20 protein-coding genes and 1 tRNA gene are annotated in these 23732 nt (G+C 67.2%); 11 read left to right on the forward strand and 10 right to left on the reverse strand.

The window, feature by feature from the left end; all coding sequences use genetic code 11:
• Nucleotides 1–541: 541 nt before the first annotated feature.
• Nucleotides 542–727 carry a hypothetical protein gene (locus CIW48_RS23560; protein WP_149312920.1) on the reverse strand — a complete coding sequence of 62 codons (186 nt, stop codon included), beginning with the start codon at nt 725–727 and terminating at the stop codon, nt 542–544.
• Between the two features lie 307 nt (nt 728–1034).
• On the opposite strand from CIW48_RS23560, the gene CIW48_RS23570 reads away from it, so the two are divergent.
• Nucleotides 1035–1571, forward strand: coding sequence for a hypothetical protein (locus CIW48_RS23570; protein ID WP_149312921.1), 537 nt, complete (start codon nt 1035–1037; stop codon nt 1569–1571).
• 64 nt (nt 1572–1635) lie between these two features.
• Here the strand turns inward: CIW48_RS23570 and CIW48_RS23575 are convergent, their stop codons facing one another.
• The 8 genes from CIW48_RS23575 to CIW48_RS23610 all read right to left on the reverse strand — a co-directional run bounded on the left by CIW48_RS23575 (nt 1636) and on the right by CIW48_RS23610 (nt 10451).
• The gene (locus tag CIW48_RS23575; protein ID WP_246695395.1) at nt 1636–2817 is read right to left on the reverse strand and encodes a hypothetical protein; all 1182 of its coding nucleotides are present in this window, start codon (nt 2815–2817) and stop codon (nt 1636–1638) included.
• Nucleotides 2818–3152: 335 nt separating this feature from the next.
• Complete coding sequence (locus CIW48_RS23580; RefSeq protein WP_149312922.1) at nt 3153–5195, reverse strand: hypothetical protein; 2043 nt, start codon at nt 5193–5195, stop codon at nt 3153–3155.
• The gene (locus CIW48_RS23585) at nt 5195–7150 is read right to left on the reverse strand and encodes a hypothetical protein (RefSeq protein WP_149312923.1); all 1956 of its coding nucleotides are present in this window, start codon (nt 7148–7150) and stop codon (nt 5195–5197) included. The genes CIW48_RS23580 and CIW48_RS23585 overlap by 1 nt, the downstream gene beginning before the upstream one ends.
• A complete protein-coding gene (locus CIW48_RS23590; RefSeq protein ID WP_149312924.1) occupies nt 7150–7428 on the reverse strand; it encodes a hypothetical protein in 279 nt (92 codons plus the stop codon). The genes CIW48_RS23585 and CIW48_RS23590 overlap by 1 nt, the downstream gene beginning before the upstream one ends.
• Nucleotides 7429–7439: 11 nt before the next feature.
• Nucleotides 7440–9269: a tail fiber domain-containing protein gene (locus CIW48_RS23595; protein WP_149312925.1), complete on the reverse strand. Its 1830-nt coding sequence runs from the start codon at nt 9267–9269 to the stop codon at nt 7440–7442.
• Nucleotides 9270–9283: 14 nt separating this feature from the next.
• On the reverse strand, nt 9284–9544 hold the full coding sequence (locus tag CIW48_RS23600; protein ID WP_149312926.1) for a hypothetical protein: 261 nt from the start codon (nt 9542–9544) through the stop codon (nt 9284–9286).
• On the reverse strand, nt 9544–9744 hold the full coding sequence (locus CIW48_RS23605; protein WP_149312927.1) for a hypothetical protein: 201 nt from the start codon (nt 9742–9744) through the stop codon (nt 9544–9546). The genes CIW48_RS23600 and CIW48_RS23605 overlap by 1 nt, the downstream gene beginning before the upstream one ends.
• 92 nt (nt 9745–9836) lie before the next feature.
• Complete coding sequence (locus CIW48_RS23610; RefSeq protein ID WP_149312928.1) at nt 9837–10451, reverse strand: TraY domain-containing protein; 615 nt, start codon at nt 10449–10451, stop codon at nt 9837–9839.
• Nucleotides 10452–10602: 151 nt separating this feature from the next.
• Between CIW48_RS23610 and CIW48_RS33450 the strand changes: the two genes are divergently transcribed.
• The 5 genes from CIW48_RS33450 to CIW48_RS33460 all read left to right on the forward strand — a co-directional run bounded on the left by CIW48_RS33450 (nt 10603) and on the right by CIW48_RS33460 (nt 15040).
• Complete coding sequence (locus CIW48_RS33450) at nt 10603–10863, forward strand: hypothetical protein (protein WP_173009374.1); 261 nt, start codon at nt 10603–10605, stop codon at nt 10861–10863.
• A 322-nt stretch (nt 10864–11185) separates the two neighbouring features.
• Nucleotides 11186–11470 carry a hypothetical protein gene (locus tag CIW48_RS23615; RefSeq protein WP_149312929.1) on the forward strand — a complete coding sequence of 95 codons (285 nt, stop codon included), beginning with the start codon at nt 11186–11188 and terminating at the stop codon, nt 11468–11470.
• Nucleotides 11467–13293, forward strand: coding sequence for a DUF927 domain-containing protein (locus CIW48_RS23620; protein WP_149312930.1), 1827 nt, complete (start codon nt 11467–11469; stop codon nt 13291–13293). The genes CIW48_RS23615 and CIW48_RS23620 overlap by 4 nt, the downstream gene beginning before the upstream one ends.
• 61 nt (nt 13294–13354) lie before the next feature.
• Nucleotides 13355–13849, forward strand: a complete 495-nt coding sequence (locus tag CIW48_RS33455; RefSeq protein ID WP_173009375.1) for a hypothetical protein — start codon at nt 13355–13357, stop codon at nt 13847–13849.
• Between the two features lie 144 nt (nt 13850–13993).
• Entirely contained in the window at nt 13994–15040 is a 1047-nt protein-coding gene (locus tag CIW48_RS33460) for a site-specific integrase (RefSeq protein ID WP_246695396.1), read from the forward strand.
• Between the two features lie 102 nt (nt 15041–15142).
• Here CIW48_RS33460 and CIW48_RS23635 read toward each other — a convergent pair.
• Nucleotides 15143–15217, reverse strand: a tRNA-Val gene (locus tag CIW48_RS23635).
• A gap of 342 nt (nt 15218–15559) precedes the next feature.
• On the opposite strand from CIW48_RS23635, the gene CIW48_RS23640 reads away from it, so the two are divergent.
• The 5 genes from CIW48_RS23640 (at nt 15560) to cyoB (ending at nt 23728) form a co-directional block, all read left to right on the forward strand.
• Complete coding sequence (locus CIW48_RS23640; RefSeq protein ID WP_149312933.1) at nt 15560–16603, forward strand: hypothetical protein; 1044 nt, start codon at nt 15560–15562, stop codon at nt 16601–16603.
• Nucleotides 16603–18789, forward strand: a complete 2187-nt coding sequence (locus tag CIW48_RS23645) for a glycosyltransferase family 2 protein (RefSeq protein WP_149312934.1) — start codon at nt 16603–16605, stop codon at nt 18787–18789. The genes CIW48_RS23640 and CIW48_RS23645 overlap by 1 nt, the downstream gene beginning before the upstream one ends.
• 168 nt (nt 18790–18957) lie before the next feature.
• A complete protein-coding gene (locus tag CIW48_RS23650) occupies nt 18958–20289 on the forward strand; it encodes an MFS transporter (protein ID WP_149312935.1) in 1332 nt (443 codons plus the stop codon).
• A gap of 113 nt (nt 20290–20402) precedes the next feature.
• Nucleotides 20403–21632 carry a ubiquinol oxidase subunit II gene (gene cyoA, locus CIW48_RS23655; RefSeq protein ID WP_149312936.1) on the forward strand — a complete coding sequence of 410 codons (1230 nt, stop codon included), beginning with the start codon at nt 20403–20405 and terminating at the stop codon, nt 21630–21632.
• Between the two features lie 95 nt (nt 21633–21727).
• Nucleotides 21728–23728: a cytochrome o ubiquinol oxidase subunit I gene (cyoB, locus tag CIW48_RS23660; RefSeq protein WP_149312937.1), complete on the forward strand. Its 2001-nt coding sequence runs from the start codon at nt 21728–21730 to the stop codon at nt 23726–23728.
• Nucleotides 23729–23732: the final 4 nt, after the last annotated feature.

The raw sequence follows: 23732 nt of genomic DNA on the forward strand, positions 1-23732 counted from the left end.
GCGGGGCGGTCGGATCGGATGACATAGCCTTACCCATAGGCCAACGCCTATGCCTTCGTGAGCTATGCCGCCTGTCCGGTCAAAACGGGGTGCGGTTCAGCATGCCTGCGCAGCATGACCACAGCAACGCCTTCCAAGAGGAGCAGCCCACACCTTTAGTGCGTGTGGTGTGATATCCGTCCTCTTGCCGAACCCGCTACCGTACCGCTGCCGTGGGCTACCGTTCGCTGCCGTGCCCTGCTTCATAGAGGGGACGATGAGTTCGTGGCGACGCCGTTATCCCCGAGCCTCGAACGCAGTCTCGATCATCTCGAACCCTACCTTCTGCGGCCAGTGCGTCATGACCCCGGTGCAGGAGTTACAGCGAGCATCATCTTCCGTCAGAACAGAGTCCTTCTCTGCCGTAGCCGCATAGACGGCGCCGCAGGCGAGGCATTCGAGGCTCTCGCCGTAGTCATAGTCGCTTTGCATGCCCTGCCGTGACACGCTCACGCCTCGGGACCAAGCGAAGCCGGGATCAAATCAACCCACTACGTGACGCTCAGCTCTTGGATTGACGATCCCGTGCGGCCTCCTCAGCCGCAACCGCAGCGATGACGTTCTCCAGCTCGGCCACTTGGCGCAACGCGCTCCTGGCCGGCAGTCCATCGTGCTCAGCCATCGCAAGAATGAGCGTTCGCTGGTGCGCGTTGAGGCGTTCGAGGAGGGCGTCGAGCTTGTCGGACATGGGCGGCCTGTAAAGGCCCGGTACATGCCTCGCAATGCGACGCGTTCTTCAACCGCGATGCCGCTCGTGGCGCCAAAGCGCGACCGCGACACGCCGAGCCTCATAGGTCTGCCGAAGGGTCGTTCCGAGTCCGCCCTGGCCTTCCGGCGAAAAGGCGTAAATCAGCACCCCGTCCGGCCCATAGTTTCGTTGCATCTCCGCTCGCCAGAGGCTGTCGGCGGAAGTGAGGGCTGACTCAGTCAGAGCTAGGCGGGCGACGTCCGGCGCAGGTGCTTGATGAGCGTTCATCTCTCCCAACGTGCTGATCATGCGGAAGGTCCGTATCGACACCACCGGTGGCATTCGCCATCTTGAGCGTATGCCTGGACAGAACGGCCAGACCTACGAGCCTCGAGAAAAATCAGCTTCTCGCAGAGGCGTGGCACAAAGCGTGCGATCTCTCGCTGTCAGTCGCCTCTCCGTGGCACGCTGTGCGCTGACCATATTCACGCTCGCGATCTGCAATGCGGTCGCCGGGCCGGCCAAGGCGCCTGAAGCTGCGCTGCATAAAGATACTACTCGCCTCGATCAAGCCGCACGGATGATCGTCCGCGTGACCCTCATCGGTCGGAATTGCGCGCCGTTTTACGCTGTCGATCAGGCCCAGCTGCAGGAGATCGGAACCACGCTCTTTTCGCAGTCGCTCGACCGCTTCGGCCAGGACCGGCTGTTGAAGGCAATGAACGTCGCCGAGACCGAAGACACGGCGGCGCTCCGCGAGAGCGGTGCCGCATTCTGGTGTCCTCTCCAGCGGGCCTACCTCAACAGCCTGAGAATGCGAGGCCTGATCGGGGGACACCGGTAAGGGTTCGGGCTATCCCAGCCGCTTTGCGCAGCTCACCCGACGCTCGGATCCCGACGGCAACGCCTCAGACGCCACGCAACCCCGCACCGCGCAGCATTCCATAGAACCGGCCCGGGTCGAACAGCGCCTTGGCCTGCTGCAGGCCAATAGGGCTCGGCCGCCCTGGTTGGGCGAGCTGCATGCCGCCGCCCTTCTGCCCCTGCTTCTGCTGGCCTGCCGCCGCGGCTTTCAGGGCATTGCCGATCTGAGCGTACTGGTTGCTCGGCTGCTGGGGCTGGGCAGCAGGGTCTGACGAGAACGCGATCGGATCGGGTGCGAGCGCTGTCGGCTCGGCAGACAGCGAGGCCACGCCAGGCACGGGCGACGCCTGCCCCGGCACGGCCGAGCCCTGGCCGACAATGCCGTTCAAGCCGAAGCCGCCGCGCTGCGCGGTCGAACCCATCGAGCCCCCGCGCGGGGCTGCCAGCGCCGGTAAGGCTCCCCCACCGCCGCCGAAGCTGTTCGCATAAGCCTGCGTGGTCGCCAGTCGGGCGGCGTTCTCTCCCCCAGGGCGGTTGTAGCCCGCGAACTTCCACGCATCCGCCATCAGGCGGTTGGCCTCCTGCGGGCTCTGGGCGTTCTGCAGGGCCTGCGTGAGCTGCGGGTTCTCCTGCAGCAGGAAGTTGGCTTGTGCCGCCACCGGGTCGGCGGCGCCCCGGGTGAATGCCCGCATATTGGCCAGGCGGTCAGCACGCCACGACAGGATGCCTCCGGACGTGCCGGCCTGCCCGCTCTCGCTCGGATCGGACCATGAGCCGGTGATGTTCGAGGGGTTGTACCGGCTCTCGTGCTGGGCGTAGGCCGCGACGGCACCGAGGCCGTTCGGGTTCGTGAGACCGCCCTGCTGCAGCGTCGAGATGAACCGGCTGCGGATGTCGCCCTGATCCGGGGTCGCCGCCTGCGCGCTTGACGGCCCCAGCGCATTCAGAGCCGCCACGCCGATCCCCTGCGCTTCCGGCCGGACGACACCCGTAGGGGCGCCCGTCGGCGGGGTTGGCGGATTGTAGCCGGTGAAGCCGGGCGGAGAGGCCGGCGGAACATCCTGCGGGCCCGGCCCAGGCATCTGAGGCGCTGCCTGCATCTGGGACTGAGCCTGGGCGAGCTGCTGCGCCTGAGCTTGCTGCAGCAGCCAATCCTGGATGGACGGGCTCAGTCCGAGATCGCCGCCCGCGAGAGATGGCAGGCCGCCGTAACCACCATCACTCATCCGAAATGCCCCTCATTTGCGAAATCCGGCCCGCTCACGGCGTTCGAGGGTTTGCGATGCGCCCTAACTGCGTATCGGCCAGACGGCCCCTGCAGACCATTCCTGCGCCTATCGACAGAACGGAGAGGCGGGGCCACATTCTCAGGCATGCGCCGCACGGCTGAGATCCTGACCACCCTCATCCTGTTCGCCGTCGTGATGACGGCACTCGGGTGGGCCCTGAACGTCACGGTGCCCCAGGGCGTCGATTGGATTGCAGACCGCATCGGCGATGCTGCGTTCCTCGGGATCCTCGGAGTGATCTTCATCGCGGCTGTTGCCTTTGCATGGCGCGGTCACCGCCCGAAGGCTGGCAGAGCAGCCGGGAAGTAGGGACGCGCCCGCTCCGACTGAGACAGGAGCGCTGCCTGCGTGCCGCGCCCTGCGGCGTTGCCGAGAGCCGCCGCCCGCTGCTGCATCGCCCCTCTCGCCTCAATGGCGTTCAACAGCATGTTCAGCCGGTCGCCTTGGGTCAGGGTGACGGCGTCCGCGAGCTGCCGGTTTCGAGCGAGGTCCGCGGCCTGCCCGGCTGCGTTCACGCCAGCACGGGCGACGCGCCCAGCCTGCGCCAGCGCCCAACCCTGAGGTCCACCGATGGCCCCAGCCACCGTGCCGCCGATGTCGTTGCCGAGCGTCGTGCGCGGCGCCACCCGATCGGCCGCCTGGGTCCGCTGTGCGGTCTGCGAGCCCTCGACGATCCGGCGGTTGGCCTGATCGAAGGCCGCTTCCCGGTTCACGGCCCCGACGATGCGATCAACCGGCGCCTGACCGTGGACCTTCGCGAGGTTGGCGGTGTTCCACCCGCCCTCCCCCTGCAGTAGGTTCTGCATCGCAGTGAGATCGTTGCGGCGAGTGCCGACGGCTTGGTCGATCGCCCCGCGGGTGCCGACGGCCATCGCGTCCCGCTCGCCCTGGGACATGCCGGCAAGGCGCGCAGCGAGGTCGGCCGGGGGCGTGGCGCTCTGGCCGCCCCGCAGAAGCTGCGATCCCGCCTCGACGGCCTCCATGCGCCGCGCGAGCGCCGCCGACACGTCGTTGGCTGCGCCGTAGCCGGCCACCTGGTCGCGCAAGGCCCGGTTGAGATCGGCCACCGTGGCGCCGAGGCCGCCCTCGCGCTGCGCCACCGATCCGCGCGGCACGCCTAACGACTCCGCGCCGTGCTCCATCATGCCCGACAGGGCGATCTTGGCGTTCTGCAGGTTCTCCGCGCTCGTCTGCGGGATCGCAGCGCCGGTCAGTGGGTGCTCGGTCATCAGCATGTTCCGCGCCTGCATCAGGGCGGCACGCTGCGGCCCCTCGGCAGTCCGGAGGCGGTCGGCGAGGTTCGCCAGCACGTCTGTCGTGTCGATCGGACCAGCGCCCCGCACGGCATCGCCGATGGCCTGGTTGGGGATCTGCCGTGCCGAGGCGAAGGCACTGGTGGCAGTCTGCGGGCTGACGGCCGGGCCGAATGCTCCGTTGATGTCGGTGGCGAGCCGGTCCGTCATGCCGGCGGCACGAGACACGATCGGCGCCGTGACGGCCTCCCGGGTCTCCGGGCGGACGGCGAGGCCCTGCGCCTGCCCCTGGAAGGAGGGCGAGGCGTCCAGCAGCATCGCGTCGGATCCAAGCTCGCCCATGCGGGAGCGGATCTGCGGCACGCCGCCCGAGTTGGCCGCATCCTCTGCCAGGACGCGCGTCGCGGCTGGGCCGAACCCGCTTGAAGGCCCCATGCGGGAGCCGATCATCTCGTAGAAATTCCGGATCCCGGCGCCGAGAGCCGAGCCGGCGGCAGGGGCTGCGCCGCCGAACCCGCCACCGATCGCAGCCCCCTTCCCTATTTCGCGCAAATCCCCACTGCTGCGCACGGCGGCATCAGATCCACCTAGAGCCAGCCCAGACGCTAGAGATGCAGCCGAACGCGCCGCAAAGCCTCCCGTCCCTGCCCCGAATGCAGCGGGAGCCGCCGCGATAAGGGGCGCGGTCCCGGCGATGCCGCCTGCAATCTCGCCGGCGGTATTGGCGTAGGGGTGTGCGGCCTTCACGTCGGCGCCGTACCGCTGCGCCTTCGCCACCTCGGTCCCGTAGTCCGTACCGCCCTGGTAGGACCGCAGGGCCGCGTCGGCGCGATCGATCCCGCCGAGGATGTACGGGCCAGCCACCGGGATCCCGTCGACAAAGCCACGAGCGGCGGCGTTCATGGCGCCGGCCTCGCGCCCCATGTCGGTGCCGATCTGCGAGGCCTTGTAAGCTGCGAATTCAGCCGGATCGAACCCGCTGGCGGCCGGAGCCGCCGGAGCGCCGGCCGCCTGCTTGAACGCCTCGAACTCGGCCGGGTCGAAGGTGATGCCGGACGCCATTACAGGCCCTCCTTACGCATCTGGGCGAAGGCGTCGGCCTTCGACATGCCGCTATTCATCAGCGCCTGAAAGCGAGCCGCGGCACCGCCGCCGGACTGCCCCTGCTGTCCGATCTTCGGCGGCGTCGGCGCTTCCGGCAGGTAGACCGACCGGCCCGGGTCGACCCCGTAGGATGTCGCGAGGTTGCGATAGCGGTCGGCGACGCCCTCGGCGGTCTTGCGGGCGGTGCCGTACAGCTCGGACGCCTGATTGAGGAAGTCGCGCCGCTGGGTGTCCGTTAGGAATTCGCCGTTCAGGGCCTTGTTGTAGGCGTTCGTCACCCGCTCGGGGATGCCGGCCGCGTTCTTGGCCGTCGCATACTCGCCCTCTCGGACCACCGAGCCGGGGTCCAGCATCTTCATGTAGCCGAAGATCAGCGAGATGTCGGAGGCCGGGGAGACCGAGCCCGGGTTCTCCTGCCGCTGCTTCGTGGCTGCGATCAACCGGCCGTAGCCGTCGTGCACGTCCGCGAAGCTGCCGAGCTGCTTGGAGAACTCGCCCCGCAGCTTCGTCTCTGTGTCGTAGCCGTCGGGCTTGGCCGGCGGAACGGTCAGGAGTGGCCGGAGGGAGCCGCGCTCGTAGACGGTCTGCCCCGGGCGGCCCTGGATCAGCGGCGGTCCATCGTTGAACGTCACCTTCCCATTCGGGTCGGCCCAAGCTGCCCGGGTGTCGCTGTCGGGGATGCCGACCTTGCGCCGCGCCTCGATGTCGAGGAGCGGGGTCTGCTCCTTGTCGGTGGCGACGGCCTTCGCGTTCCGCTCCTTCACGGCCGGATCGGCCTCGCCGCCGGGGATGAACTCCAGGCTCTGGCCGTCAGCCGCGAGGCGGTAGCCGGTGGGTGGCCCGGAGCTCGGACCGAGCTTCTGCCAAGTCGACGGATCCTGATCGGGGCGCCCGAGGAACACGTTGCCGCCGACGGTGAACTGCTGCGGGTCCTTGTTGATCTGCGCCAGGAGCGACGGGTTGAGCGTGCCTGCCTCGACGGCAGCCGGAGACAGGCCCTTGCTCCGCAGGAATGCGCGCGTGGCCTGCTGGCCCTGGATTTCCTGCTGCAGCTTGTACTGCTCGAGGAGCGACTTCACCGAACCCGTCTGGCTCTGCTGGTAGCCCTGCAGACCTGCCGCGATGCCGGGGCCGAAGCCGCGGTTCGACATCAGGCCGATGCCGACGTTGAGCAGCAGGTTGCCGACGGCCGGGTTGTTGAGGCCCTGCGCGAACCGCTCGAGGAAGCTCCCACCTGGCGAGGCGCTGCCCGCCGTCGACATCTGGCCACCACCCGCCGTCGGGCCGCCCATGCCAGGCGCCTGCAGCATCTTCGGCGAGCCCGAGACCGGCTGCCCCGTCAGAGGATCGAAGCTGTTCACCGGCTGCAGGTTGCTCGATGCCGGGTTGCCGGTGTCGGCTGCCGTTACGCCAGGCGCTGGGGCGACGTTCGAGCTACCGGACGGCCGACGGGGCGCGGACACAGTGCCTGTCGCCGAAGGAGATGCCAGCAGATCCGCATCCGACGGCCGCGCCGGCGGCACCGGCACGTCGCGCGAACCATAGGGGTCGGCGGAGCCTGTGAAACCGCTGGCACCACCTCCAAACCCTGACCGGTCGAACAGGAGCCGGTCAGTCGGCGAGCCACCGAGGGCAGAGAGCCCCTGCGGGTCGGCCTGCATCCGCTCGAGGGCCTGCGTCTGGTCCTCGGTCATCGCGATCGACGGCCGGCGCTGGTCCACCGGGCCGGTGCCATTCCCGGAAGGGCCGACGTCACCCGCCCCGCGCGTCGGCTGGAACGGGTTGATCCCCATCCTCGGGGCCGGCACGGCGGCCCGCGGATCGAGCCCCTGCGGAGCCATCCGCAACTGTTCGAGGAAGGTCCCCAGATCGAAGCTGCCCAGGTCGCCGAGGAAGGAAGGACCGCTGCTCATCACGCCACCCCCTGCGTAGAGATCAGGACGCCGTAGCGGCCGGCGAGGTCGGTCGCCTTCGCGTCGAGCTGCCCGAGGGCGCTGAATAGGCCGCAGAGGTCCTGCACAGAGCCGCCTGTTTCGAGGTTGCACGCAGCCAGGCCGGCGATGCCCTGAATGCCCCGGAACAGGGTCGCCAGTTCGGTCCGGCAGGCGAGCGTCTGCATCTCATGCTCGGACAGCGCCGACAGGTCGGCAGGGGCATCCTGTGCGGCTTCGGTCGCGTCGAGGTGTTCCATCGGTCTATCCGTCACGCTGCGGCGCGGCGCTTGCCGCGGATCGGGGACTTCGAGGAGCCGGTACGGACAGGCGGAAGCTCCGACGGTATCGCGGCGCGCAGGGCGTGGCCCATAAGGCGGTCGGCCTCGGCCCCGCTGGGGAGCATCGCGGCGAGAGCTCTACCGAGCCCGGCGGGCAGATCCGACGGAGCCCCGGAATGATCCGAAAGGACGAACGCCATCCGCGGCGGCTCGGCCGGGGGCGCTGCGGGCGAGGAGCCGCCCGGCTGGCCGCCCTTCCGCTTGCCCTTGGCCGCGAGCCGGGCTGCCTCGGACGTCGCCTTGCCGTAGTCCACGCCCAGCAGGTCGCCGAGGCCGATCGGGCCGACAGCATCCGGGTTCTTCTCAGCCACCTCGTGAGCCAGAAGCCTGATCTGTACCCGCGGATCGCCCTTGTAGCGGTAGGAGTAGATCGGCTGCCCGTCCTTCAGCTCGCCGACCGGATGGATGTCCTCCTTCAGGCGCTCATCCGAGCCGAGGAGGCCCATAGCCAGCGAGCCACCGAGGGTAGCGCCACCGCCGGTCCCGAGGCCCAGGAGCGAGGTGCCCAGCCCAAGAATGGATTGCAGGGGGCTGGCGCCGCTCGTCCGTGTCTGCTGCGTGCCACGCGAGACGGTCTGACCGCCCATCGACCCGATAGCCGTCGGAAAGGACGCATATTCCGAGAGGGCCTGCCACGGGGTCTGCTGAGTCTCCTGAAACCTCTGCATGTCTGCGTTGATGAGGTTCTGAGCCTGCGACTGCTGCAGGCCGCCGACCTGCAGGAGGTTCGAGGCGGGGGCGTAGCGCAGCGCATCGACACCCGGCAGGGCACCGGCCGCCGCCAGCCCCGCATTCGTCCCCTGCTGCCCCGCACCGATGAAGCCGTTGGCCTTCGTCACCCCCAGGTTGCTGTTGAACTGGTCCCCGCCGAGCACCTGACTCAGGACACCGGCAAGGGCCGACTGCTGCGCCTGCCCAAGGCCGGCACCGGCAAGCCGCTGCTGGTTGTTTGTCCCCTCGACGCTGCCGATCTGGCCGAGGACGTTGGACCCGAGGCCTAGGCGCCCCTGCATCGCCGCATCCATCTGGGAGTTGGCCGACGCCTGATTGGCCCGCTCCTGATTGTACTGCGAGGCGTAGAGCTGGCTCTGGGTGTCGTTCACCGCCTTGTTGGCCGCCCCCGCGAAGCTACCGGAGCCGTACCGCCCGGATGCCGCAAACGCCTCTTTCTGCGCCTGGAGGGCGTTGTGGGAGGAGGTATCTACGAAGTTCTGGAAGATCTTGTTCTGGGTCGGGTCGAGGTAGTCCCCGCGTGCCACCCCAGCGAGGTTCTGCTCCGCGTAGCTCGGCGCCTGCGTCTGGTTGAACAGGCTCTGCAACTGCGGGATCGTCGTGAGATCACGAGCCCCCGACATGAAGCTGTTAGCGGTCTGGTTGATCGGGTTCGAGGCCGAGCCGATCTGATCCGCGAGGGCTGATAGCCGCGCCGTGCTCGCCTCCGGCACGGCCGCCAGCATGTTTAGGCCCTGCTGCGTCGTCGGCGAGATCCCGCCGGACGCCATCAGGTTCTGGAGGTAGCTGACACCCTGCGCACCGGCATTGTCGGACGCAGCTTGGTCAATGGTGCCCTGGATGCCGTTCTGCTGCGCATCGGACAGGCCAGCGACGCGGTTGCCGCCATAGATGCCGTTACCGATGCCGGCGTCGTACAGTGTGCCCGCGTCGGTCAGGGCCTTCATCAATCCAGGCTGAGCCGGGTTCCACGGAGACTGCTCCGTGGTCTGGATCGAGTTCTGCGTTGAGGTCTGTCCGCCACCCATGAGGCCGGATCCTTTCAGGCGGCCCCGGCCGGGTGCTCGTCGCCGTACAGGGCGAGGGCGAGCGGCCCGACGGGCGCAAGCTGGGCGTCGAGGCGCCCGATCAGGGGGAAGATGTCGGCCGACGGTGCGCCGGCCTCAATAGAGGCAATGGTCTCGCCCATGGTCGCGTGAGCCGCCCGCAGACCGGTCAACAGCACGTCCCAGGTCTCAGCCGTGGAGAGCGCGCGGGCCGCAGGGGCATCCTGGCGGGGCTTGAGCGCCCGGACCTCGCCCATCAGGCGGCAGCCTGCAGAACAGCGGCGGGGGCCGCGGGCGGGGTCGGGAGCGCATCGTCCAGCGCTACGATCGCGGCGACGGCCTTGCGCACGAGGGCGCTGGCGGTGGTGCCTTCACGACGCGCGGCACCGTGCAGGGCCGTGTGCAGTTCGCGGTCGGTCCTGACGATTAGAATGGTGTCGAGGTTGAGCGGTCGCACGGGCGCCTCCCTTTCCATTTGGAAAGATTAGACGCCCAGGCTCATTTGTATATACGCCTCAATGAAGATTGTGCGCGCGAAGTTTACTGTGTTTAAGCTTCTAAACTGGCGTTCAATTCTTTTAGGGCGATGTCCCGGCGCGCTTTCTCCGGCGCGAGAACATCACCCAAGCCGACATTGCTTGGCGACAGGATGCCCCTGAGTTCATTAAGCAGGAGATCCCCGCCAGGGGTTGCGCTCAGATCGCCCATCAGCCGCCCGAACGCCTGCCCGATCCGGGTGGCATGGGACAACCGCTCAAGGTCGAGCCCATCTTTGGCCAGATCAATTCTGTTGTTCGCAACATAAGAGCTGAAAGCTTCAATGATCGCTGACTTCACGGCGGCGCGCGCATAGATATCGTCCACCCAAGACGCATCCAGCTTTGTCATAACGGTGCCAGCAGCCATCGAGATCGAGCGGAATAGCGCTTCGGACTTCTGATCGAGCGGACGCATCGGCGTCTTAGCCTTTGTTTCTGCCTCTACTTTCTCGGCCAGAAAAGATTTCTCAAGGCGAAACTCAATCTCTTGAGAAACAGAGCGCCCGCTGGTCTGAGCCGCATCTTTCAAGATTTGGTTCAGCTCGGCAGTTGTGCGGGCGCTGAGCCAATGACGCTTCGCGCCTTCTTCCTTCGCCTCTTTCGGCTCTTTCAGGGCTCGCGCCATAGGTGACACTCCGTCGGTCCGTGAAACTCGGTGCACGTATCGCAACAAAGCGCCCGACGGTCAATTAGTGTGGCAACAGGTTGCCACGTAGGGCTTGCCGATTAGCTGTTGACCTGTCATATGTGTGGCTACCAGTAGCCACGGAGGCCTCATGTCGGCCAATCCTCAGGTTCATAGCCCTGCGCAGGCCCCCGCCGTCAGCTCGCACGCTGCGGTGTTCGATCGGATCCGGAATGGTCTGAACGTGAGGGTCAGCGACCTCGCCCCGGTGATCGGCATCACCGAACAGGGCCTCTATCGCGCGATCCGCGAGAAGCGGGTCGAAGCCATCAGCATCGGACGGGCTGTGTTCGTGCCCGCTCGTGTCGCGGCGCCGCTCGTCGGCATGAGGGCCGACGCCATCGCCGCATGAAAAAGCCGCCGGCCCGAAAATCGGAGACCGGCGGCGGATGCTTTTCAGCGTCTGGACAACGCATAGATAGAGCATCCGACGTTTTGCGCCAACGATTTTCGACCGGCACCATACTGAGAGGTGCCACCATGCAGTCGAAAACCAAAATTCGATCCGTCTGCCGCTCGCGACGCCGGTCTATGCCGACTGCGCCGCCTGACTTGCCGCCCGTCGAAGATCTGCGGCTGCGCGCAGTTCTCGGTCGGGTTCGGAGCCCAGCGCTCGCCTCTGTGATCGCAGGACACTGCTTCGGCCTTGAGGTTGAGACCTGGAGGACGGCGCGATGAGTGCTTCTGATCCGCACAGCTACGGCACGCCTGAGGTCTATCGGCAGTTCATTGTCGAGACTCTGGCGGGCGCTGAGATCCACGCACGCATCGGCCAGAACTATGCCGAGATCGGTGACGATCCCGGCCTCGACTACGCGATCCGCTGCCTAGTTGCGAACACGCGAGCTGCGGTCTCAGTGCTCGCAAACTTGAAGGAGATGAATGCGAAACAGGCGCGCCGACGCGCTGAGACTGCCGCGATCTTAGCAGGGGGAAGTACGGTGGAGGCGCGGCCATGATGCGCTGCGACCCCTTCAGCGCTGAAATGGAACGGCTCGGTCCGCCCGAGTCGGATCCAGAGGAGTTCGCCGCTTCATCGGGTCGGAGCGGCAAGCCTGAGCGCCTACCCTCTGAGCTAAAATGGCCGCCCGCGTTTCAGATGCGGGCCTCCGGCCTTTGGTACGATCCTGAAGGCGATGAGCCGCCAGTGCAGTTGTCTGGTCCGTTCACCGTCCCGGGCCTCGCCCGGGATCCGAGCGGCGCAGGCTGGGCCACCACTATCGAGTGGAACGATCGCGACGGCATCCAACATCGCGCGTTCGTCCCACACGGTGATCTCGTCGGCGACGGCACTGAATGGCTGCGCCCACTGGTTGATGCGGGACTGCCTGTCACCTTCGGCCGCAAGCCGCTCGCTCTGCTGAAGCGCGCTCTCTTCGACCTCGACTGCCCCACCCGCGTTCGGCTCGTGAAGCGCTCCGGCTGGTTCGGGGCCGCCTTCATTCTGCCCAAGGTCACTATCGGCGAGGTAGATGACGAAGAGGTGCTGTTCGACGGACGCGCAGACGCGGCACGTTATGCTCAGGCCGGGACGTTGGAGGAATGGGTCACGGCCGTAGCCGTGCCCGCCGCCGGCAACTCTCGGCTGATCCTCGCTCTCTCAGTCGCCTTCGCTGGTCCGATCGCCGACCTGCTGCAGGACGAGGGCGGAGGCGTGAACCTGCGTGGCGGCTCCTCGACGGGCAAGTCTACAGGCCTAATCATCGCCGGCAGCGTTTGGGGCGGAGGTGGCCGCGCCGGCTTCACCCAAACCTGGAGAGCTACTGGCAATGGCTTGGAGAGCGTCGCCCGCGCCCACTCTGGCACTGTGCTGGTGCTGGACGAGCTAGGCGAACTCGACGCCCGCGAAGCTGGGGCGACCGCTTACCTGCTGGTCAACGGACAGGGAAAAGCGCGGGCGACCAAGGAGGCAGAATTGCGCGCCCGGCACGAGTGGCGGGTGATGCTGCTGTCGGCTGGCGAGATCGGCTTGGCCGATAAGATCGCTGAAACCGGTAAGCGGGCGCGCGCCGGCCAGCTGATCCGCGTCGTCGACGTCCCAGCCGACGCCGGCGCTGGGGCGGGGATGTTCGAGGACACGAAGGGCGCGGAGCCGGCGGCGTTCGCCAAGCGGATCAAGGGCGCCGCACTGAGACACTATGGCGTCGCCGGCCCGCAGTTCGTGTCGGTGCTGGCCGATGACCCTGACAGTACGGCTGAGGCGGCAAGAACGATGATCGCCGAAACCGTGCGCATCTTACTCGCGGACGTATCGGAGCCTGATGGTCAGTCACACCGTGCAGCAGAGCGATTTGCGCTAATCGCCACAGCCGGCGAGATGGCAAGAGTAGCTCTCGGACTGCCTTGGGACGAAGGCGAGGTGGTGCGCTCTGCCAAGGTGTGCTTCGCAGCTTGGCGCGGCACCCGTGGCGGCGATGGACCCGGCGAGTTCCTGGCGGCACGCGAAGCCATCCGCAGCGCAGTCGAGCGGCATGGTGAGGCGCGGTTCCGCAACCTGGACCTGCCCGAGCCGAGCGCCACACCAGTTCGCGACCTGATTGGCTACCGGCTCCGTCGCGATGACGCTCTGGTCTACGCCTTCACCGCCACGGGCTGGTCCGAAATCCTTAGCGGTGCCGCGGACCCTGTCAGCGCTGTCGCCATGCTGTTCGAGCGCGGGTTCCTGGTCTGCGGCAGAGACCGTACGCATCGGCTGTTTCTAAAAGTCGACGGCCGCTCGGTACCAACGTATGCGATCCGCGCCTCCGCCCTGTTCGACGCGGAGATGTCCGATGCCAACTAATCGTACGGCATTCCGGAAGCTCGTTCCGGTGCACACCATACCGAAAACGCGCGTGACTTGCGTGACCCGTGTGACCGCCAATCAAATCAGTGGCTTAGCTGGTCACATGGCTGATGTGGCGTGCGTGACCTGCGTGACCGAAGCACCTGTGAGGGCGGGTAGTCATCCACCGCGTGACCGGTTTGAGCAGGAGTGCGTGACCAGAAAAGACAATAACAGACAAATACTTATCTATCTTGGTCACGCAGTCACGCGGTCACGCACAAAAAGTGGCTGGGAGAAAAAGGAGTTGCTCGGCGGTGCGCCCCAGGCGGTCGGGCTGATCGATTGGCTTCCCTACTACGAGGAGCGAGCAGCAATCCGCGAGTACGATGGCGGCTTTGATCGTTCCGAGGCTGAGCGGCTGGCACTCGAAGACACGGCGGCAGAATACTTTGAAACTTGCCGTTTCAACGGTGAGCAGTACCGGCGCGAAGTTGAGTTGGCTGATTGGATTGGGTGCCGGATCTACGACTGGATGTCAGAAAAAGAGCAGGAGGCGCTGGATGAGGCCTGACATTCTGACACCTGGCGAGGTCGCCGAGGAATGGGGCTGCTCCGAGCAGCACGTCCGCAACATGGTCAATCGCGGCGAGCTTGGGCACTTCCGGCTCGGCGGCAAGCTACTCAGGATCCCTCGTTCAGCCGTGGAGGCAGCAGAATGCGCCGTGATAAGCGCCCCTATGACATCGGACGGCTCAAGACCCCGAGATTTCCCAGAGGCGAATGCACTCTCACCTTCTACCAAGAGGGTAAGCGACACCGGCTCCGGCTCGGCACAGATAATGAGGCTGAGGCAGAGCGTCGTGCGCCAGCGCTTTACGCCGAGGCCCTAAGGCCGACCGGCACCAGCGTCCGTGAGCTGTGGGACGCCTACTGCCGGGACAAGAAGGGCAACCCGTCTGTCGCGATCATGGCGCACCAATGGAAGGCTTTGGCCCCCTGGTTCGGAGACATGAATGCCGAGGACATCCGCATTGCTGACTGCCGCGCCTACACGGCTGCGCGGCGCGAGCGGGGGATCAAAGATGGAACGATCATCACGGAACTGGGCCGCATCCGGACGGTGCTCAACTGGGCCGTGAAGCACAGCCTGATTGAGAAAGCTCCGCACATTGAGCGGCCGCGAGAGGTCAAATCGGCCACTGGCCATTTGACGCTGCAACAGGTTCGGGCGCTCGCCAACGCCTGCACGGCGCCGCACCTGAAGCTGTTCGTCTGGCTGGCCTACGCCACCGCCGGGCGCGCAGGGGCCATCCTCGACCTGACGTGGGATCGTTGCGATTTCGAGCGGAACAAGATTGATCTGGAGAACCCTGAGATCCAGGTGGCGCACAAGGGTCGCGCCGTGGTCCCGATGAACCGGTCGATCAAACTGCGCTTGCTCGCGGCCCGAGAGGGCGCGCGTTCGGAGTACGTGATTGAGTGGGCGAAGCAGAAGGTCGGATCGGTCAAGAAGGGGTTGGCGAGCGCCGCCAAAGCGGCTGGGCTCCCGCACGTTCACCCGCACATGCTCCGTCACTCGGCGGCTGTCCGCCAAGCCGAAGAGGGCGTGTCGATGGAGGAGATTGCCAGCTACCTCGGCCACTCGAATTTGAACGTGACCCGCCGCATCTATGCGCGGTTCAGCCCCGAGGCTTTGAGCAAGGGCGCGAACGCCCTGGAATTCGACGATTTGGAGCCTTCGGAGGTGCGCCGTTCGGCTTGAGCCGACTGGCACGCTTTTGGTCCAACTGGCACTCCGCGACAGAGGTAACTACCCAATGTCGGCATTCTCGAAACTTAAGCCACTGTCCCCGTTGGAGAAAAGTGGTGGGCGCGACAGGGATCGAACCTGTGACCCCTACCATGTCAAGGTAGTGCTCTCCCGCTGAGCTACGCGCCCGGGCCGGAGCCGTGCAGCTCCGGTGGGCGGGGCCTATACCGGCTGCCCGGCGAGGGCGCAAGCGGAACCTGCATGGCGGGAGGGATCGAGCGCATCCGGCGGGAGCGCGCGCCGATCGGATCGCACCGGGATCCGATCGGATCCGCCGTTCTCGATCAAGGGTTTAAGGACGGAAATACCGGGCCGGTCGGATCAATCGGCGCGGATCCGGCACCAGGCAGAAGCCGCCCTGGTGCACGCCGACGGAAAAATGCGCTATGGCCCTGCCGCTCGGCATCCGGCCGCGCCGCCACACAGGGCGGACATAGGGCGCCGGCATGCCGCCGCCTCACGCTTCAGGACATGCGCTACTTCATCGACCACGATCAGGGCGATTCGATCCGCGGCTGGATCGTGCCGGACAATCCCCTCGCCATCAGCCGGGTCGTGGTCGCGGTCGACGGACGGCGCGTGGCCGAGGTCCCGGCCAGCGTCATCGACGAGGCCTTCAAGCGCAACGGCTGGCACGCCACCGGGCAATGCACCTTCGTGGTCACGGAGGCCGAGGTGCCGGGGTTGTCCGAGATCCCGCGGCTCGAACTCTACGACGCCGACACCAACGTGCTGGTCTACCGCCGCATGCCGGCCGAGGGTCAGGTCCGGCTGCGGACCATGCTGATCAACACCGGCATCGAGCCCGAGACGGTGCTCCAGACGGCGCTCTTCCCGTATTTCCAGCACTGCTATTTCGGCATCCACAAGCTGCCGGACGAGATCCTGAGCTGCGTGCTGGCCGGCCCGGCCGCCCCCTCGGCCTTCCTGTCGGGTGCCGTGACGATCCCGCGCTACGAGAACTTCATGACGCCGGACCTGATGGTCACGGCCATCCTGCTCCAGGACCCGCAGATCGAGATGGCGACCCGGATGCGCTGGCTGAAGGCCCGGACGGCGGATGCCGCCGATCCCGCGCGCAGCTGGCGCCTGGGTCCCCTGACCGAGGCCGCCGCCTTCGCGGACGGGTACGACTTTTCCGACGTGAAGAGCCTCAAGCGCTTCTTCCGCATGCTGCCCGAATCCGCCTACCGGCTGCTCTACAACCCGCTGACCCGCCAGCTCGGCACCCGCATGCCGGACGACCGGCTCCATCCGGGCAACTCGATCGCCGCAATCGAGATTCTCGCCCGGGTCGGGATCGTCGGCCACAAGACCCGGTTCACCGCTTTCGCGTCGACGCTGTTCGATCGCCTCGGGATCGGCACGCCGATCCCGGCCCTGCCCCCGGTGCCGGCCGAGACGCTGGCGCTGGCCGAGCGCCTGAAGAGCGTCAAGGCGGTCGAGGACATGATCGTGTTCGATGTGGCCATGTCGGATGCCGTGAAGGCCTCGGTCGACAAGAGCTGGAGTTGATGGTGCGTGCGACCGGGCCGGCGGTGCCCGAATTCCGCCTCCCGACGGCGCAGGTCACGGGGCTCTGGGGCAAGCGGCACCCCCTCGCGGCGCGGGCGGGCTCCGACGGGCTGCGCGTCGCGCTGCCGGATCTCGCTGGCCGCTGGGTCGAGATCATCCTGTCCAACGATCCGACCGAGGCCCGCGACACCCTGCCCGACATCAGCTTCGTCGGCCCCGACGGGCGCCCGGGCACGCTGCTGCCCCAGGAGGCCCGGGGGGGCGGTGCCTTCGCGTGGATCGGCTGCCTGCCCCAGGACGTGGTCGAGCTGCGCGTCGCCGATCCGGCGGGGCGCGTCCCGGTCCGGCTGCGCCGGATCGCCGTGCGCCGCCTCGCCCGGCCGGTCCTGGCCGCCCGCGGCCTCCTGCGCGATCCCGGCCTGACGATGCAGGCCTTCACCTGGCGGATCCTCGGCAAGAAGGTGCGCGCGCGGGGCTTCCTCGGCCGTGCGCTGCGCCACCGGCGCGTGAGCGGCTACGAGGCCTGGCTCGGCACCCACACGCTGCGCCGCGCCGAGCGGGACGGCATCACCGCCGAGATCGCCGCCTGGGCCGATCCGCCCCTGATCTCCGTGCTGATGCCGGTCCACAATCCCGACCCGAAGGTGCTGCGGGCGGCCCTGGCGTCGCTGCGATCGCAGCTCTACCCCCACTGGGAATTGTGCGCCGTCGACGACGCCTCCACGCGCCCCGAGATCCCGCGGATCCTGAGCCGGGCGGCCGAGGCCGACCCGCGCATCCGCGTCCTCACCCGGTCGGAGAACGGCCACATCGCCCGGGCGACCAACGACGCGCTGGGCATGGCCCGGGGCGCGGTCTGCGCCTTCATGGATCACGATGACGCGCTCACCGAGGACGCCCTGTACGAGGTCGCCCGGGCGCTGCGCCGCGATCCGGACCTCGTGCTGATCTACAGCGACGAGGACAAGATCGACGGGCGCGGCCGCCGGTTCGACCCCCACTTCAAGTCCTGCTTCGACCGCGAGCTGCTCTACGCGCAGAACTACATCAACCATCTCACGGTCGTGCGCACCGAGGCCTTGCGCGCCGTCGGCGGCCTGCGTCCGGGTTTCGAGGGCAGCCAGGACCACGACCTGCTGCTGCGGCTGACCGACGGGCTCGACCCCGCCCGCATCCGCCACATCCCCCGGATTCTCTATCACTGGCGCGCCGCGCAGGGCTCCGGCACCTTTTCCGACCGGTCGCTCGCCCGGGCGGAGGCCGCGCGCCTGCAGGCCCTGGAGGAGATCGTGGCGCCGTGGGGCGGCCGGGCGGAGCGCGGTCCCGGCGGCTTCAACCGCCTGATCCGGCCGCTGCCGGCACCGCCGCCGCGGGTCTCCGCGATCATCCCGACCCGGGACCGGGCCGAGATCCTGTCGGTGACCCTCGACGGGCTGCTCGGCGCGACCGATTACCCCGACATCGAGGTGATCATCGTCGACAACGACAGCCGCGAGCCCGAGACCGCCGCGCTGTTCGCCCGCTACCGGGACGATCCGCGGGTGCGCGTCGTGCCGGTGCCGGGGGCGTTCAATTTCTCGGATCTGTCGAATCGCGGCGCCGCCGCCGCCACGGGCGCGGTGCTCCTGTTCCTCAACAACGACATCGAGGTGCTCGAGCCCGGCTGGCTCGCCGAGCTGGTCCGCCACGCGGTGCGGCCGGAGATCGGGGCCGTCGGGGCCAAGCTCCTCTATCCGGACCACACGATCCAGCACGGCGGCATCGTCCTCGGGATCGGGGGCGTGGCCGGCCACAGCCATCTCGGCGCCGCCGACGCGGATCCGGGCTATTTCTGCCGCATGGTCATCGCCCACGAGGTCTCGGCGGTCACGGGCGCGTGCCTGGCCATGCGGGCGGATGTCTTCGCGGAGGTCGGCGGTTTCGACGCGCAGGCCCTGAAGGTCGCCTTCAACGACGTCGATCTGTGCCTGAAGATCCGCCAGGCCGGCTACCGGATCGTCTGGACGCCCTTCGCCAAATTGATTCACCACGAGTCGAAGAGCCGCGGGGCCGAGGACACGCCGGAGAAGCAGAAGCGCTTCGAGGGCGAGGTGCTGACCATGCTCGACCGCTGGGGCCCGGAGCTGCGTGCCGACCCCTATTACAACATCAACCTGTCACGGAATTCGGCGCATTACCGCGTGTGAGCGGTCCTCGCCCCGTGGCGCCGCCGGTGGCCGCGACCACGCGGTGCTATGCATGCGTCAGTGGGTGAACTTGCGTCCGGAGCCGGTTGCGATACCTCTGGACATGCCGCAAGAGGCAGTTCCGGCCAAGGCGTCCCGACGGGCGCGCGGCGAGGGCGACAATCAGAGATGAGTGCGAACACCCCTACGGTCACGGGCCTGGAGCGCGACGCCCAGCAGGCGATGGGAGACCACAAGGTCCATCCCAACGAGATCGCCATCGGCGTGGTGATCGGTCGCGCCTCCGAATACTTCGACTTCTTCGTGTTCGGCATCGCCTGCGTGCTGGTCTTCCCGAAGGTCTTCTTCCCCTTCGTCGACCCGCTGAAGGGCACGCTCTACGCCTTCTCGATCTTCGCCCTCGCCTTCATCGCTCGGCCGGTCGGCACCGTGCTGTTCATGGCGATCGACCGGCGCCACGGCCGCAGCGTCAAGCTGACCACGGCCCTGTTCCTGCTCGGCGGCTCGACCGCGGCGGTAAGCTTCCTGCCGCGCTACGACAGCATCGGCATCTCGGCGGTCTACATCCTGGCCGGCCTGCGGATCCTGCAGGGCCTGGCGCTGGGCGGCGCCTGGGACGGCCTCGCCTCGCTGCTCGCCATGAACGCCCCGCGCGAGCGCCGCGGCTGGTACGCGATGATCCCGCAGCTCGGCGCGCCGCTGGGCTTCATGGTGGCGAGCGCGCTGTTCGCGTTCTTCCTCGTCAACCTCGACGAGGCCGACTTCATCGACTGGGGCTGGCGCTTCCCGTTCTACTGCGCCTTCACCATCAACGTGGTCGCCCTGTTCGCCCGGCTGCGCCTCGTCGCCACCGACGAGTTCGCCCGGATGATGGACCTCGACCGGCTGCGTCCGGTCCCGGCGCTGGAGCTGTTCCGCCACCACGCGGGCGACGTGGTCCGCGGCGCCTTCGTGCCGCTCGCCGCCTTCGCGCTGTTCCACCTCGTGACGATCTTCCCGATCGCGTGGCTGGCGCTGAATGCCACCACCCGCTCGCCGGGCGAGTTCCTGATCGTACAATTCTCGGGTGCTATCGTCTGCGCCGGCGCGGTCGCGGCCTCCGGGCTGATCGCCGACCAGATCGGTCGCCGCAACTGCCTGATCATGAGTTCTTCGCTGATCGGCTTCTTCGCCGTCGGCAGCATCATCGCGCCGCTCCTGTTCGGCGAGAGCGCCATCGGCCAGACCATCTACGTCACGATCGGCTTCATGCTGCTCGGCCTCGCCTACGGCCAGACCGCGGGTGCGGTGAGCGCCCGCCTCGGCAACCGCTACCGCTACACCGGTGCCGCGCTCACCTCCGACTTCGCGTGGCTGCTCGGCGCCGGCTTCGCACCGCTCGTGGCCCTGTTCCTCTCGCAGCGCTACGGCTTGGCGATGATCGGCGTGTACCTCCTGTCGGGCGCGGTCTGCAGCTTGGTGGCCCTGTTCACCGACCGCTCGGAAATGCGTCAGATGTAGCCGGTCCGGCCGGCGGCGAAGGCCGCCGGCCACCCTTTGGCTGACAGGAACGCCGCCTCGCGCGGCACGGCAGAAGCGCCGCGGCAGCGGCATGGGATAACGAGACGCGTGCTGTGACCTCTAAGACCCATCGACCGGACAGGACCGACACCGCGACGCGCCGAGGCGGCCGCGGGCGGCGCCTCCTGCCGCTCCTGACCCTGCCGCTCCTGACCCTGCTCGGCGGCTGCAACTTCGTGGTCCTGCATCCGGCCGGATACGTGGCCGAGCAGCAGCGCAACCTCGTGCTGGCGGCCACAGGGCTGATGCTCCTGATCATCGTCCCGGTGATCGCCTTCACGCTGATCTTCGCGTGGCGCTACCGCGCCACCAACGAGGACGCGGTCTACGATCCCGAATGGCACCACTCGACGCAGCTCGAGGTGCTGATCTGGACGGCGCCGCTGATGATCATCATCGCGCTCGGCGCGCTGACCTGGATCGGGACCCACACCCTCGATCCGTTCAGGCCGCTCAGCAAGATCGACCCGAAGCGCGACGTCCCGGCGGGCACCGTGCCGCTGGAGGTCGAGGCGATCGCCATGGATTGGAAGTGGCTGTTCCTCTACCCGCAATACGGGATCGCCACGGTCAACGAACTGGCGGCGCCGGTGGACCGGCCGATCCGCTTCAAGATCACCGCGACCGACGTGATGAACACGTTCTACGTGCCCACGCTCGCCGGCATGGTCTACGCGATGCCCGGCATGCAGACGCAGCTCCATGCGGTGATCAACCGGGAGGGCGCCTACGAGGGCCGCTCGGCGCATTACAGTGGCGCCGGCTTCTCCAACATGTTCTTCAAGTTCCACGGCCTGACCAACGAGAGCTTCGACCAGTGGATCGCCAAGGCCAAGGCCCAGGGCGGCGAGCTGACCCAGGAGGCCTATCTGAAGCTGGAGGAGCCGAGCGAGGCGGAGCCGGCGCGGTTCTACAAGTCCTACATGAAGGGCCTCTACGACCGGATCATCGGCATGTGCCCCCGGCCCGACCAGATGTGCGTCGGCGAGATGGTGAAGATCGACGCGCAGGGCGGTGCCTCGGGCGCGGAGGCCGCCGAGAACTACAAGCGGCTCCAGTACGATAACCGCCTCGCCGAGCGCGGCGTCGAGGCGCCGGGCGCCACGGCGCCGGCCTCGGAGACCGCCCCGCACGGCCAGACCCAGCCCCAGGGCATGCAGCCGCGGCCCGACATGGGCAACCCGGATGTCCGGGAGCAGAAGGCGCCCGACAGCCAGGGCAAGGGCTCCGGCGAGGGCCAGAGCGAGGGCGGCCAGATCGCCCCGAAGCAGCTGAATCAATGATCAAGCAGCAGAACCAATGATTCCGCGCGTGACGACAGCGGACTCCACACACATGACCGGCGGTCGCCGTCGAACCCACTGAACGGGCCGATCCCATGTTCGCAAACCTGGACCTCCAGCAGCTGCTCTTCGGTCGATTTACGATCGAGCAGATCCCCTACCATGAGCCGATCCTGCAGGGGACCTTCGCCGGCGTGGCCGTCGTCGGCCTCACCGTCCTCGGGGTCATCACCTATTACCGCTTCTGGGGGCCGATGTGGCGTGACTGGATCACGTCGATCGACCACAAGAAGATCGGCATCATGTACTGCATCTTCGCGGGCGTGATGCTGCTGCGCGGCTTCGCCGACGCGATCCTGATGCGCTCGCAGCAGGCGGTGGCGTTCGGCCAGGAGCAGGGCTTCCTGCCGCCGCACCACTACGACCAGATCTTCACCGCCCACGGCATGATCATGATCTTCTTCGTGGCGATGCCGTTCGTCACGGGGCTCATGAACTTCGCGGTGCCGCTGCAGATCGGTGCCCGCGACGTCGCCTTCCCGTTCCTCAACAACTTCAGCTTCTGGATGACGGTCGCCGGCGGCATGCTGGTGATGGTCTCGCTGTTCGTCGGCGAGTTCTCCCGCGCCACCTGGCTCGCCTACCCGCCGCTCTCCGGGGCTGCGATGAGCCCCGGCGTCGGCGTCGACTATTACATCTGGGCCCTGCAGATCGCCGGTATCGGGACGCTGCTCTCAGGGATCAACCTGATCGCCACCATCGTGAAGATGCGGGCGCCCGGCATGACCATGATGAAGCTGCCGATCTTCGTCTGGTCGTCGCTCTGCACCAACATCCTGATCGTGGCCGCCTTCCCGATCCTCACGGCCGTTCTCGCGATGCTGTCGCTCGACCGCTACGTCGGCACGCATTTCTTCACGAACGACCTCGGCGGCAACGCCATGCTGTACTTCAACCTGATCTGGATCTGGGGTCACCCGGAGGTCTATATCCTGATCCTGCCGGCCTTCGGCGTGTTCTCGGAGATCACCTCGACCTTCTGCGGCAAGCGCCTGTTCGGCTACACCTCGATGGTCTACGCGCTGGTGGTCATCACCATCCTCGCCTACCTCGTGTGGCTGCACCACTTCTTCACCATGGGCTCGGGCGCGGACGTGAACTCGTTCTTCGGGATCACGACCATGATCATCTCGATCCCGACGGGTGCGAAGATCTTCAACTGGATGTTCACCATGTACCGCGGCCGGATCCGGTTCGAGGTGCCGATGCTGTGGGTGGTGGCGTTCATCGTCACCTTCGTGATCGGCGGCATGACCGGCGTCCTCCTGGCGGTGCCCCCGGCCGACTTCGTGCTGCACAATTCGCTGTTCCTGATCGCGCACTTCCACAACGTGATCATCGGCGGCGTGCTGTTCGGCATGTTCGCCGGCGTGACCTTCTGGTTCCCCAAGGCCTTCGGGTTCAAGCTCGACGAGTTCTGGGGGAAGATGGCCCTCGTGTTCTGGGTGACCGGGTTCTACGTCGCCTTCATGCCGCTCTACGTGCTCGGCCTGATGGGCGTGACCCGGCGCATGCAGCATTTCGACGACCCGTCGTTGCAGATCTGGTTCGTGATCGCCGCCATCGGCGCGGCGCTCATCGCCTGCGGCATCGCCTCGCAGATCATCATGTTCGTGGTCTCGATCCGGAACCGCGACAAGCTGCGTGACCTCAGCGGCGATCCGTGGGGCGGCCGGACCCTGGAATGGTCCACCTCCTCGCCGCCGCCGGACTACAACTTCGCCTTCACGCCGGTGGTCCATGATTCCGACGCGTGGTGGGACATGAAGAACCGCGGTTTCGACCGTCCGCTCAAGGGCTACCGGCCGATCCACATGCCCAAGAACACCGCGGCCGGCGCGATCCTGGCGGCCCTGAACTTCACCTTCGGCATCGCCATGGTGTGGTACGTCTGGTGGCTGGCGGCGCTCAGCTTCGTGGCGATCTTCGTCGTCGCGATCGCTCACACCTTTAATTACAATCGCGACTACTACATTCCCGCCGACGTCGTTAGTCGGACGGAAGGTCAGCGGACGCGCGAACTGGAGATGGCGTGATCCG

Source organism: Methylobacterium sp. P1-11 (genome assembly GCF_008329595.1).
GTDB lineage: Bacteria > Pseudomonadota > Alphaproteobacteria > Rhizobiales > Beijerinckiaceae > Methylobacterium.